Origin of the sequence: Rhodococcus sp. JVH1 (assembly GCF_000280725.2) — a bacterium.
GTDB classification, from domain to species: Bacteria; Actinomycetota; Actinomycetes; order Mycobacteriales; family Mycobacteriaceae; genus Rhodococcus_F; species Rhodococcus_F jostii_A.
On record NZ_CP166289.1, the window covers coordinates 5695989 to 5708215 of the forward strand.

The following is a 12227-nucleotide window of genomic DNA, read 5'->3' on the forward strand; positions in this document are numbered from 1 at the left end:
CATGCGACTACGGGGAGCCTTCACAGTCGGAGTGGCCGGTGCGATGATCGTGGCCGGATGCTCGTCGACGAGCGAACCCGATTCGCCGCCGGTCGACGCGAGCGCTCTCGCGGCCTCGGTCACCGAGGGCGGTGTGGTGGCGCACCTGGAGCAACTGCAGACGATCGCCGAGAACAACAACGGCAACCGCGCGGCCGGAACCTCCGGCTACGCCGCCAGCGTCGATTACGTCGCACAGGTGCTGGAAGACAAGGGCTTCGACGTCGAGACCCCCGAATTCGAGTTCCACAACTTCGACGTCCGGACGGAGGCGCTCAGGTCCGGCGACCGCGACGTCGAGGTGCGTGCGCTGGCGTATTCGCCGTCCACCGGTCCGGAGGGGATCACCGCCCGCCTGGTACCCGCCCCCAAGGACGAGAGTCCGGGATGCGAGGTCACCGATTACGACGGCCTCGACGTGACCGGGGCGATCGTCCTCGTCAACCGAGGGGTGTGCCCGTTCGCGGCCAAGCAGCAGTTCGCGTCCGAGCGCGGCGCCGCGGGCGTGATCGTCGTCAACAACGAGGACGGACCGATGAGCGGCGGAACCCTCGGCGACCCGGATATGGGCAAGGTGCCCACCGGCGGAGTGAGCAAGGCGGACGGCGCGGCACTCGAGCAGGCCGGGGGTGACGTCACCCTCACCCTCGACACCACCACCGAGTCGAGTACCGCTCGCAACGTCATCGCCCAGACGAAGACCGGCTCGGTGGAGAACGTCGTGATGGTCGGCGCCCACCTGGACAGCGTCCCGGACGGTCCCGGCATCAACGACAACGGCACCGGCGTCGCCGCGACCCTCGAAACGGCGGTGCAGCTCGGCGGTTCGCCCGACGTCGACAACGCGGTGCGCTTCGCGTTCTGGGGGGCCGAGGAATTGGGTCTGCTCGGTTCGGAGGCCTACGTGAACAGCCTCAGCGAGGACCAGCGGAACGACATCGCGCTGTACCTGAACTTCGACATGCTCGGTTCCGAGAACGCCGGCTATCTGGCGTACGACGGCGACAACTCCGACAACGTCGGTGAGGGGCCCGGACCGGAGGGTTCCGCGGGCATCGAGCGCACGTTCACCGAATTCCTTCAGGGTAACGGGGTCGCCGCGGACGGCACGGACTTCGACGGCCGATCCGACTACGGTCCGTTCATCGAGCACGGCATCCCCTCGGGCGGCGTGTTCAGCGGCGCCGACGAGACGAAGACCCCCGAGCAGGCACAGAAGTGGGGCGGCACCCCGGATGTGGTGTACGACGAGAACTACCACAGCGCGACCGACACCCTCGAGAACGTGAACCGGGCCGCGCTCGCCAAGAATGCCGCCGCGGTCGCGTATGCCGTCGGGGTGTACGCGGAGTCCCTCGCCGGACCGAACGGTGTCCCCATCGGCGCGGACCGGGAGAAGGCGCGGGCCGCGGAGTGATGTCCGATTCGTCACGAGTTTGTGCATGTGACGCTGGGTTACCCTTACTCCCGTGAGCGACGACCCGGCCGAAGAGAACAGTGCCGAACTCGACGCTGCGCAGACACCGAAACGAGGCGACAAGGTTCTGGGCTGGGTGGGATCGATCAACCGGCAGCCGCAGCTGATCGAGGGGCTGCGCAGGTTTCGTCGCGCGCTGCCCGGTGATCCCGCGTTCGGCGACCCGCTGTCCACGGCGGGACCCGGGAGCGCACGGGCCATCGCCCGCGTGGCGGATCGCTTCCTCGACCACCAGCCCGGCGCGTCCCGCGAGATGAGCCTCGGCGCGCTGCAAGTGTGGCAAGCGCTGCTCGAGCGCACCGGACGCGGTCGGGGAACGCAGGAAGTGACCATCGTGTTCACCGACCTGGTCGGCTTCTCCAGTTGGTCGCTGCCCGCCGGTGACAGCGCCACCCTCGCCTTGCTGCGCGACGTCGCCCGAGCCGTCGAGATCCCCATCGTCGACCGCGGAGGACACGTGGTGAAACGCCTGGGGGACGGCGTGATGGCCGTCTTCCCCAGCCCGGACCGCGCGATCGACGCCGTCTTCGCCGCACAGGAAGCGCTCGCGGAGGTGGAGGTGGACGGCTACCGCCCCCGCATGCGCGTCGGCATCCACACCGGTGTGCCTCGGCAGATCGGCAGCGACTGGCTCGGCGTGGACGTGACGATCGCGGCACGCATGATGGGACTGGGCGGCGACGGCAACGTGATGGCGTCGTCAGCCACGCTGTCGAGTCTGCAGCCGGGCACCCTCGACGAACTGGGTGTCGGCGTCAAGCCGTGGCGACGCGCCTTCTTCGCCCCCGCGCCCAGCGGGGTGCCCTCCGACCTCGGTATCTGGCGGTTGCGGCTCCGCCGCCCGTGAGTACTTCTCAACCGCCGGACGTCAAGAAGTACTCACGAGTGACGAAGTCGCCACAGGGGAGAGACGGGGCCGTGACCGGCGCCCAGGTCGTACGACGCCTCCAGGCACTTGGTGACCCATTCCTTGCCGAACGCCACCGCGTCGGGCACGGACCACCCGTGGGCGAGAGCGCTCGCGATGGCGGCAGCGAGGGTGTCGCCGCCGCCGTGGTCGTTGCCGGTGTCGATGCGGGGACTGCTGAACTCGAGGAACCTGTCACCGTCGAACAGCAGATCGGTGCTCGACGCCGACGTCCGGAGATGCCCGCCCTTCACAATCGACCACTGCGCTCCGAGCGCGTGCAGCGCTTCGGCTGCCCGGCGCGCGGTCACGTCGTCCACCACCTCGATGCCGGTGATCAACCGGATCTCGTCGAGGTTCGGGGTGACCACTGTGGCGATCGGGATCAGCGTGTTCCGCACGGCGTCCAGTGCCTCGGCATGCAGGAGTGGATCTCCGTGCATCGACGCGCACACCGGGTCCACGACCAGCGGGACCGGTTGGTCGCGGCCGATCCCGACCTCCGTGCACACGGCGGCGACGGCCTCGATGATGGCCGTCGACGCCAGCATGCCCGTCTTCGCTGCCCCGACCCCGATGTCGTCGACGACGCACCGCACCTGCGCGGCCACCGTCTCCGGCGGAATCTCGTGGAAACCACTGACGCCCACCGAGTTCTGCACCGTCACCGCGGCGACCGCGACACATGCGTGGACGCCGCACAGCGCCATCGTCCGCGAGTCGGCCTGGATCCCGGCGCCACCGCCGGAATCGGTGCCGGCGATGGTGAGGACTCGGACGGGGGTCTGGCCGTCGGGGGTCAGGGGCAGCAGCTTCACGAAGGGGACCTTACCGATTCTCTGAGGTGACGGATTCGACGGGCAGATACACGCGACCACCTGCGTCGACGAACTCGCTCGACTTCTCGGCCATGCCCGCCTCGATGGCTTCTACCGAATCGAGTCCATGTTGTTGTGCGTACTCGCGCACGTCGGCGGAGATCCGCATCGAACAGAACTTCGGGCCGCACATCGAGCAGAAGTGGGCCGTCTTCGCCGGCTCGGCGGGCAGCGTCTCGTCGTGGAACTCCCGCGCGGTATCCGGGTCGAGGGACAGCGCGAACTGGTCGTGCCAGCGGAATTCGAACCGCGCCTTCGACAGCGCGTCGTCCCGCTCCTGCGCCCGCGGATGCTGCTTCGCGAGGTCCGCGGCGTGCGCCGCGATCTTGTACGTGATGACCCCGGTCTTGACGTCGTCCCGATTCGGCAGTCCCAGGTGTTCCTTGGGGGTCACGTAGCAGAGCATCGCGGTGCCGGCCTGCGCGATCATCGCCGCGCCGATCGCGGACGTGATGTGGTCGTACGCCGGCGCGATGTCGGTGGCGAGCGGCCCGAGCGTGTAAAACGGCGCCTCCTCGCACAACTCCTCCTCGAGGCGCACGTTCTCCACGATCTTGTGCATCGGGACGTGCCCGGGACCTTCGATCATCACCTGCACCCCATGGGATTTCGCGATCCGCGTGAGCTCGCCGAGGGTGCGCAGTTCCGCGAACTGGGCTTCGTCGTTGGCGTCCGCGATGGAGCCGGGGCGCAGGCCGTCACCGAGCGAGAACGTGACGTCGTAGCGGTGGAGGATCTCACACAGTTCGTCGAAGTGGTTGTACAGGAACGATTCCCGGTGATGGGCCAGACACCAGGCGGCCATGATCGACCCACCGCGGGAGACGATGCCGGTGACCCGGCGTGCGGTCAGCGGGATGTAACGAAGCAGTACACCGGCGTGGACCGTCATGTAGTCGACGCCCTGCTCGCACTGTTCGATCACGGTGTCGCGGTAGATCTCCCAGGTGAGCGCGGTCGGGTCGCCGCCGACCTTCTCGAGCGCCTGGTAGATCGGCACGGTTCCCACGGGCACGGGCGAATTGCGCAGGATCCATTCCCGGGTCTCGTGGATGTTCTTTCCGGTGGACAGGTCCATGATGGTGTCTGCGCCCCACCGCGTCGCCCACACCATCTTCTCGACCTCTTCCGCGATCGACGACGTGACCGCGCTGTTGCCGATGTTCGCGTTGATCTTCACCGCGAACGCCTTGCCGATGATCATCGGCTCGAGTTCGGGATGGCAGCGGTTGGCCGGGATCACGGCGCGCCCCGCCGCGACCTCGGTGCGCACCGTCTCGGGTGAAACACCCTCGCGTGCAGCGCAATACTGCATCTCGGGGGTGACGACGCCGGCGCGGGCGGCGTCGAGCTGGGTGCCCTCCCGGTCGGCGATCCACGGTGCGCGCAGATGCGGCAGTCCCGCTTCCAGGTCGATCGTGGCGTCCGCGTCGGTGTACGGACCCGACGTGTCGTACACGTCGAGGTGCTCACCGTTGGTGAGGTGGACGCGCCGGACCGGCACCCGGACGTCGTCGGCCGACAGCAGGTACTGCTTGGTGCTGCCCTCGATCGGTCCCGTGGTGACGGACGTGGCTGTAGATACGTTTGTGCTCATCGATGATGCTCCCTACGCCGGCATTACCCGGACAGGTTCGACGGTCGACGGCCCTAGCCGTCCTCTCAGCCCGCTGGTGCGAGCCCCCGTGGATGTGTAGTTGTCACACAAACTGTAACCGAGATCTCTGTGAGCAATCATTCGGGTGAAACTTGGACAGCGGTTCCCGGCATCGGTATAAAGGGTGATGAACATCACATTTCGATTACGACACACCCCCAGGAGATAGCCATGCTGACGGACGCGCAGGTTGTGGACGTGATCGACAACGCCGATCAGAACCGATTCGAGCTACGCCTGAGTGGTGACCTGGTTGGCATCCTCGGGTATTTCGACCTCGCGGACGCCCCGCCCGGCGCCGGTGCCGGCGTGGGCGTGGTGGCGGCCCGACCGCCGGGCCCGAAGAGTCGGGGGCGGCAGGCGCCGGTGGTCTCGTTCATGCACACCGTGATCGTGGAGGACTTCGGCCACCGCGGACTCGCCGCCCTCATGGTGGGTCGCTCCCTCGACCTCGCCCGCGGGTACGGCTGGAAGGTCCGGCCCGTGTGCACGTACGTGCAGCGCTTCGTTTCGGCGCACCCCGAGTACCGCGACCTCGTCGTCCCGGTGGAGGGCTGACGACGGTCGGGGCACGAATCGAGCACCCGTCGGCAACGAAACGGTTCCGGGAGCGGCGATTCCGCTCGCGAGGATGCCGCCTTACTGATTCGATGAGTGGCATGGATCACATTTCGAACAGTTCCGAGTCGTCGGGGAACATCACGGCCGCTGATGCTCGCGTGCTCGACAACCCTGCCCATGAACGATTCGATCTGTGGCTGGGGGACGAGTTGATCGGCATCCTCGGCTACCGGGACGAGGACGACATTCCCGGATTCACCGCGAAGCCGGGCGAGGTGGTCGCGTTCATGCACACGGTCGTCAAGGAAGAGTTCGGTGGACGCGGGCTGGCTGCGGTCCTCGTGGGCGAGGCGCTCGGCTCGGCGCGTCGGCGTGGCTGGAAAGTGCGTCCCATCTGCACGTATGTCCAGCGCTACCTGGCGCTGAATCCAGAGCATCTCGACGTTCTGGTGGCCGAGTAGCCCTACTTGCGAGAGCACTGCTCTTGCCATCTGCGACTCCGCTGTGAATACTGCTCTGTATAGAGAGCGGTGCTCACAGTGAAGGAGTCGTCATGACCGTGTCGGATCGGATCGAGAGTCGTACCGGGATCGCACGGATCTGCGCCGCGGCGCTGTTCACCCTCGCCGGTGGCCTGTTCGTCGTCTACCCCGTGGTGCGTCCCTACGCGGCGGGCGGGTCGCCGGACGGACGGGCCGAGTTCGCCTCAGCGTGGTGGCTCGTCGCACACCTCGCCGCCGTCGGCGGGTTCATCGCGTTCGGGCTTGCGCTCGTCGCGCTCAGCGGCGTGCTGAAACGGACGGGTGGCGAACGGGCGGCGGTGGTCGCAGTGGCGGCGTCGTGGATCGGGACAGGGCTGACGCTGCCGTACTACGGGGCCGAAACATTCGCGCTGCACGCCCTGGGCGGCAGCGGCCTGGACGAGGGGACCGTCACGACCCTCGCCGAGAGCGTGCGGATGGGCGCGGCGCAGGCGACGCTGTTCGCCGCAGGACTGCTACTCATCGCAGTCGGCGCAGCCGCGGCCGCCGTCGCGATCGCCCGATCCCGGCTGATCGCCGGCTGGGCGGGGATCCCGATGGCAGTGGGATTCGCTCTGTTCATCCCGCAGTTCTACGTCGACGCCCCACTGCGCATCGGGCACGGAGTGCTGATCGGGTTCGGGTGCGCGGTCGTAGCGCTCGGTGTGCTGCGTTCTCAGTCGCCGAGGTCGACGATGACCGGCGCATGATCGCTGGCGCCCTTGCCCTTGCGTTCGTTGCGGTCGATCTCGGCCTTGTCGACGCGGCCGGCGAGGGCAGGCGATCCCAGCACGAAGTCGATGCGCATTCCCTGCTTCTTCGGGAACCGCAACTGGGTGTAATCCCAGTAGGTGTAGACACCGGGACCCGGGGTGTGCGGCCGGACGACGTCGGCGAATCCGGATTCGACGAACGCCTGGAACGCCTCACGCTCGGGGGCGGACGTGTGCGTCTTGCCCTCGAACAGCGCCGGATCCCAGACGTCCTCGTCGGTGGGGGCCACGTTCCAGTCGCCGACCAGCGCGATCTGCGCGTCCGGGTTCTGCCCCAGCCACCCGACCGCGTCGGTGTGCAACTTCGCCAGCCAGTCGAGCTTGTACGTGTAGTGCGGATCGGCCAGCTCACGGCCGTTGGGGACGTACAGGCTCCAGATGCGGACGCCGTTGCACGTGGCGCCGATGGCGCGGGCTTCCTGTGCGGGCGCGACCTCCGGGTCCTTGTGGAAACCGGGCTGATCCTCGAACCCGATCTGCACGTCCTCGAGACCGACGCGGGACGCGATCGCGACGCCGTTCCACTGGCTGAGGCCCACGTGTGCGACCTCGTAGCCCAGTTCGCGGAAACGCTCGTACGGGAACTGCTCGTCCTTGCACTTGGTTTCCTGCATCGCGAGCACGTCGACGTCGGACCGCTGGAGCCAGTCCAGGATCCGGTCGGTACGGGCACGAACAGAGTTCACGTTCCAGGTTGCGATGCGCACGGCAGCCACCCTAGCGGCACTCTCCGACAGGTCGTCAGCCGACAGGTTCGGTGGCGTAGCGGTACCGGTGGTGCGCCACGAAGCCGAGGTTGCGGTACATCGCCTGCGCGCCCTCGTTCTCGACGGCGACCTGCAGACACGCGTGGGTCGCGCCGTGTTCGCGTCCCCAGTTGACCATGTCGCCGCAGATGAGGCTGCCGATTCCGTGGCGGCGGTGAGCCTCCGCGACCTCGACCGCGGTGAGCCCGACCCACCGGCGGTCGTCGGGCGCGGACGTGACGGATCCGCGGGCGACGGCGAGGAGCGTCGAGTCGGCGGCGCCGATCCGGCCGAACCCGAGGGTGCCGCCGCGGACCGAATCCAGCACGTCGACCGCGAAGTCGGGGAGCGCGGACCCGCGGTAGCGATAGAGGGCGAGCCAGTCCGGATCGGGGTGATCGGTGACGGTGGTGGTTCGGGGGCCCTCGGGCAGTGCCAGGTTGTCGATGTCGGCCGCCATCACGACCACTTCGTCGCTGACGTTCCAGCCGAGCGGTACCTCGCCCAGACGGTCGGGGATCAGCAACCGCAGCGGGCGGTCGCGCTCGGCGTACCAATCGCGGAGACGGTCGAGCGTGCCACCGGGGGAGTCGTCGTCCAGGCTGCCGACCGACCCGCGGTCGCCGAGCGGGGCCGCCGAGTTGGCGCGTCCGGTGAAGCCGTGACCGTAGCGGGCGAGCCACCCGTCGATCCACGCGTGCTCGACACCCGGCCAGCCGTCGGCGGAGGCCAGTTCGAGGGACCGGATCTCGCTCGCGCGCACCGGTCGTGCGGGGACGGCCTTCAGCGCGACCACCCGCTCCGGATCCACCTCGACGACCGAGCCGTCCGCGGCGCGGACGACCACCACCGGTTCGACGCTCTCCAGGACCCCGATGACGTCGGTCATCGGATGGCTGTGGCCGGGTGGCAGCTGATATCGCAGCACCACCCGGCTTCCGAGCGGAATGTCAGTCGTCATGCCCGAACGGGTCTTCGACCGTTCCCGGCACCCAGCTGAGACCGGGAACGCCCCAGCCGGCGCGCTTGATGGTTTTCTTGGCGGCGCGCGCGTTGCGGCCGACCAGCATGTCGACGTAGAGGAAGCCGTCGAGGTGACCGACCTCGTGCTGCAGCATGCGTGCGAAGAAGCCGTGGCCCTCGATCTCGACGGCGTTGCCGTCGGCGTCGGTGCCGGTGACCTTCGCCCACTCGGCCCGCCCGGTGGGGAACTGCTCGCCCGGCACCGACAGGCAGCCCTCGACGTCGTCGTCCGGATCCGGCATGGTCTCGGGTCGTTCCGACGTTTCGAGGACCGGGTTGACGACGCAACCGCGGCGGCGCAGCGCCTTGCCGTCTCCGTCGACGTCCGGGCAGTCGTAGACGAACAAACGCAGCGGCAGGCCGACCTGGTTGGCGGCGAGCCCGACGCCGTTGGCGGCGTCCATCGTGTCGTACATGTCGGCGATGATCTCAGCGAGTTCCGCAGGTGACTGGGACACTGCCTCGGTCGGTTCGTGCAGTACCGGGTCGCCCACGATCCGGATGGGGAGGATGGCCATGGTCGTCAAGGATAGTGCGGCGCGCCCGAGCCGTTCGCACTGCCCGCGGCGTTCGTCATGGTTGAATAGTCGCTGAAGAACAGCGGTGTAATTCGTTGCTCGGTCGGCCACGCGATCGAGGAGCCGGGGGAACGTGGTTTCGCTGAGGTCGAGCGAGAGCTAGTAGTCGAGGAGTGAGATGGACGGCGCAACAGCGCGTAGTCGGAACCAGTCCGAGCGCATCGACGGCGACAACTCGGCGGGGGTCAAGGACGTCGGCGACGACGGCCTCTCGCGTCGCGAGCACGACATCCTGTCCTTCGAGCGCCAATGGTGGAAGTACGCCGGTGCGAAGGAAGAAGCGATCAAAGAGCTGTTCGACATGTCCGCCACCCGGTACTACCAGGTTCTCAACGCGCTGGTGGACCGGCCGGAGGCACTCGCAGCCGACCCGATGCTCGTGAAGCGGCTGCGACGGCTGCGCGCGAGCAGGCAGAGGGCCCGCGCCGCCCGTCGCCTCGGGTTCGACGTCACGTAGCACCCGGTCGCTAAGGTCGACATCGTGAGTACTCCGAAACCCGAATCGTCCGGCCCGCCGTTACGCGCCCTCGCGATGGTGCTGATCGCCCTCGCGATTCTGTTCGCGGGTCTCGGGTTCGCCTCCCTCGGAGGCTCGGACTCGGAGGAGACCGCCGCCACCGTCACGACCACGGCGGCCGCCACGACCACTCCCGCCGTGCGCTCGACGACGGCCGCCGGAGCGGCGGGTGCCACCTCGGCGTCCGCGGCGAGCACCACGTCCGGCGCCTCGAGCACCTCGAAGTCCGCCGACGCGGCGTCGGTCCCGGTACGGGTGCTCAACAACAGCAATGTCACCGGTCTCGCAAGCCAGACGGCCACCGAACTGATGTCCTCGGGGTGGACGGTGTCGGAAACCGGCAACTACAGCGACGGCACCATCTCCGAAACCACGGTGTACTACGGGACTTCCGCCGCCGAGAAGGAAGCGGCCACGGAGATCGCCGCGCAGCTCGGGGTGTCGGCCCAGCCGCGGTTCCCGGGTATCGCGAATTCGTCTGCCGGTGTGATCGTCATCGTCACCTCCGCGCAGTAGACCGGACGGTCGGTGCACCGTCGCCGCGGTTATGATCAGATGCACTTCTTCGCCACCTCAAAGGAGCGGTTTGATGGCCTCGAGTTCTACCCGTCGGATGTCCTGGCGCATTGTCACCCCGGTGGTGGCCATTGCGGCACTCGGACTGACCGCCTGCAGTAACAACGAGGAGCCGACCGACGTTCCCGGAACCACTCCTCCCGTCTGGACCGGCGCCGCCGATCCCAGCGCCGCAGGCGTTCCCGGCGACGCCGAGAGCGGTTCCGGTGAATCCGCGGAGAGCGGCGCGGTCAGCGCGACGCTGAAGAACGCCGAGGGTGAAGACGTCGGCACCGCCACGTTCAAGCAGGCAGGTAGCCACGTCGAGGTCACCGTTTCCGTCAAGGATCAGACGCCCGGATTCCACGGTTTCCACGTGCACTCCGTCGGCAAGTGTGAGACGAACTCGGTGGCACCGACCGGGGGTGCGCCCGGAAACTTCCTGTCGGCTGGCGGGCACTTCCAGGCCGAGGGCCACTCGGGGCACCCCGCGAGCGGCGACCTCACGTCTCTGCAGGTGCTGGCCGACGGCACGGCCGAATTGGTCACCACCACTGACGCCTTCACGGTCGAGGACCTGAAGAACGGCGACAGCGGCACCGCGGTCATGATCCACTCTGGTCCCGACAATTTCGCCAACATACCCACCCGTTACGCACCCGCCCCCGATCAGGAAACCCTGAACACCGGGGACGCAGGCTCCCGGGTGGCCTGCGGTGTCATCGGCGCCAGCTGAGTCGCGTGACATCCCGGCTTCGGCCGGGATGTCGGTGCGCTGCCGCGCACTGCGGCCTGTGGTTGGATCGAAACCGTGGTAGTTCCTTTTCCCGGTTCGCCGCGGCCGACACTGGGCGTCGAGTGGGAGATCGCGCTGGTCGACAGGGTCACGCGGGATCTCTCCAACACGGCCGCGGAGGTATTCGACGCGGTGGCGAATCTCGCCGGTCCCGAGGATCCGCGGATCACCAAGGAGTTGCTGCGCAACACCGTCGAACTCGTCACCGGTATCCACTCCACCGTCGGTGAGGCGATGGATGACCTCGACGAGTCGCTCGACCTGTTGCGGCGGGCGGCGAACCCGCTCGGCGTGGATCTGATCTGCGCGGGAACGCACCCGTTTGCTCAGTGGTCGACCCAATTGGTCACGCGCACACCAGATTACGACGAGCTGATCGAACGTACCCAGTGGTGGGGCCGTCAGATGCTCATCTGGGGTGTGCACGTCCACGTCGGTGTGTCCTCGCCGCAGAAGGTGTTCCCGATCCTCAACGCGCTGCTGCAGCGGTACCCGCATCTGCTCGCGCTGTCGGCGTCCTCACCGATGTGGGCCGGCGTCAACACGGGGTACGCGAGTAACCGTGCGCTGATGTTCCAGCAACTCCCCACCGCGGGACTGCCGTACCAGTTCGCGAACTGGGGGCAGTACGAGGATTTCATCAGCGACCAGATGAAGACCGGGGTGATCACCAAGATCGGCGGGATGCACTGGGACATCCGGCCGGCGCCGCGGTGGGGCACCATCGAGGTCCGCGTCTTCGACGGCATCTCCACCCGCGCCGAACTCAGTTCCCTCGTCGCGCTCGTGCACTGCCTGATCGTCGACCTGGACCGGCGTTTCGAGGCGGGTGAGAACCTGCCCAACCTGCAGCCGTGGCACGTGAAGGAGAACAAGTGGCGGGCCGCGCGGTACGGGCTCGACGCCGAGATCATTCTCGACGAGGACAGCAACGAGCGGCTCGTCACCGACGACCTGAACGACCTGCTCGAGAAGCTGGCCCCGACCGCCGTGCGTCTCGGCTGCGCGGACGAATTGGCCGCCGTCGCCGAGATTCCCCGTCGCGGAGCGTCCTACCAGCGGCAACGTCAGGTCGCGGAGGCGACCGGCGGTGACCTGGTGGCCGTGGTCGATGCGTTGGTGAAGGAACTCGGGACCTGAAAGACGGTCTCGGGCAGGACACTCGTCCACTTCCCGTTCACGTGTTGTTTACACTTGGC

The 12227-nt window shown here is 67.8% G+C and carries 14 protein-coding genes and 1 riboswitch; of the genes, 9 read left to right on the forward strand and 5 right to left on the reverse strand.

What is annotated here, in order from left to right; genetic code table 11:
- The first annotated feature begins 1 nt into the window (after position 1).
- A complete protein-coding gene (locus tag JVH1_RS26360) occupies positions 2-1456 on the forward strand; it encodes a M20/M25/M40 family metallo-hydrolase (RefSeq protein WP_043778845.1) in 1455 nt (484 codons plus the stop codon).
- A 52-nt stretch (positions 1457-1508) separates the two neighbouring features.
- Positions 1509-2363, forward strand: coding sequence for an adenylate/guanylate cyclase domain-containing protein (locus JVH1_RS26365; protein ID WP_009474850.1), 855 nt, complete (start codon positions 1509-1511; stop codon positions 2361-2363).
- A 32-nt stretch (positions 2364-2395) separates the two neighbouring features.
- On the opposite strand, the gene thiD is transcribed toward JVH1_RS26365, so the two are convergent.
- Both thiD and thiC read right to left on the reverse strand, forming a co-directional pair.
- Positions 2396-3241 (reverse strand): bifunctional hydroxymethylpyrimidine kinase/phosphomethylpyrimidine kinase, encoded by an 846-nt coding sequence (gene thiD, locus JVH1_RS26370; protein ID WP_009474849.1) that lies wholly within the window; start codon positions 3239-3241, stop codon positions 2396-2398.
- A gap of 10 nt (positions 3242-3251) precedes the next feature.
- A complete protein-coding gene (thiC, locus tag JVH1_RS26375) occupies positions 3252-4898 on the reverse strand; it encodes a phosphomethylpyrimidine synthase ThiC (RefSeq protein ID WP_009474848.1) in 1647 nt (548 codons plus the stop codon).
- Positions 4891-4998, reverse strand: a riboswitch (TPP riboswitch). (Overlaps the previous gene by 8 nt.)
- A gap of 131 nt (positions 4999-5129) precedes the next feature.
- Here thiC and JVH1_RS26380 point away from each other — a divergent pair.
- The 3 genes from JVH1_RS26380 to JVH1_RS26390 all read left to right on the forward strand — a co-directional run bounded on the left by JVH1_RS26380 (position 5130) and on the right by JVH1_RS26390 (position 6750).
- Positions 5130-5516 carry a GNAT family N-acetyltransferase gene (locus JVH1_RS26380; protein ID WP_009474847.1) on the forward strand — a complete coding sequence of 129 codons (387 nt, stop codon included), beginning with the start codon at positions 5130-5132 and terminating at the stop codon, positions 5514-5516.
- Positions 5517-5617: 101 nt separating this feature from the next.
- Positions 5618-5980, forward strand: a complete 363-nt coding sequence (locus tag JVH1_RS26385) for a GNAT family N-acetyltransferase (protein WP_009474846.1) — start codon at positions 5618-5620, stop codon at positions 5978-5980.
- A gap of 92 nt (positions 5981-6072) precedes the next feature.
- Positions 6073-6750: a hypothetical protein gene (locus tag JVH1_RS26390; RefSeq protein WP_009474845.1), complete on the forward strand. Its 678-nt coding sequence runs from the start codon at positions 6073-6075 to the stop codon at positions 6748-6750.
- Here the strand turns inward: JVH1_RS26390 and JVH1_RS26395 are convergent.
- The 3 genes from JVH1_RS26395 to JVH1_RS26405 are packed head-to-tail and all read right to left on the reverse strand — an operon-like array spanning position 6717 to position 9100.
- The gene (locus tag JVH1_RS26395; RefSeq protein ID WP_009474844.1) at positions 6717-7520 is read right to left on the reverse strand and encodes an exodeoxyribonuclease III; all 804 of its coding nucleotides are present in this window, start codon (positions 7518-7520) and stop codon (positions 6717-6719) included. The two genes, JVH1_RS26390 and JVH1_RS26395, sit on opposite strands and share 34 nt — an antisense overlap.
- A 34-nt stretch (positions 7521-7554) precedes the next feature.
- The gene (locus JVH1_RS26400) at positions 7555-8520 is read right to left on the reverse strand and encodes an N-acetyltransferase (RefSeq protein WP_043778842.1); all 966 of its coding nucleotides are present in this window, start codon (positions 8518-8520) and stop codon (positions 7555-7557) included.
- Complete coding sequence (locus JVH1_RS26405; protein ID WP_011594978.1) at positions 8510-9100, reverse strand: peptide deformylase; 591 nt, start codon at positions 9098-9100, stop codon at positions 8510-8512. Before JVH1_RS26405 ends, JVH1_RS26400 begins: the two co-directional genes overlap by 11 nt.
- Positions 9101-9278: 178 nt before the next feature.
- Between JVH1_RS26405 and JVH1_RS26410 the strand changes: the two genes are divergently transcribed.
- The 4 genes from JVH1_RS26410 (at position 9279) to JVH1_RS26425 (ending at position 12168) form a co-directional block, all read left to right on the forward strand.
- Positions 9279-9617, forward strand: a complete 339-nt coding sequence (locus tag JVH1_RS26410) for a DUF3263 domain-containing protein (RefSeq protein ID WP_009474841.1) — start codon at positions 9279-9281, stop codon at positions 9615-9617.
- Positions 9618-9641: 24 nt separating this feature from the next.
- Complete coding sequence (locus JVH1_RS26415) at positions 9642-10193, forward strand: LytR C-terminal domain-containing protein (protein WP_009474840.1); 552 nt, start codon at positions 9642-9644, stop codon at positions 10191-10193.
- A 73-nt stretch (positions 10194-10266) separates the two neighbouring features.
- A complete protein-coding gene (locus JVH1_RS26420) occupies positions 10267-10968 on the forward strand; it encodes a superoxide dismutase family protein (protein WP_009474839.1) in 702 nt (233 codons plus the stop codon).
- A gap of 75 nt (positions 10969-11043) precedes the next feature.
- Positions 11044-12168: a glutamate--cysteine ligase gene (locus JVH1_RS26425; protein ID WP_007301315.1), complete on the forward strand. Its 1125-nt coding sequence runs from the start codon at positions 11044-11046 to the stop codon at positions 12166-12168.
- Positions 12169-12227 lie beyond the last annotated feature (59 nt).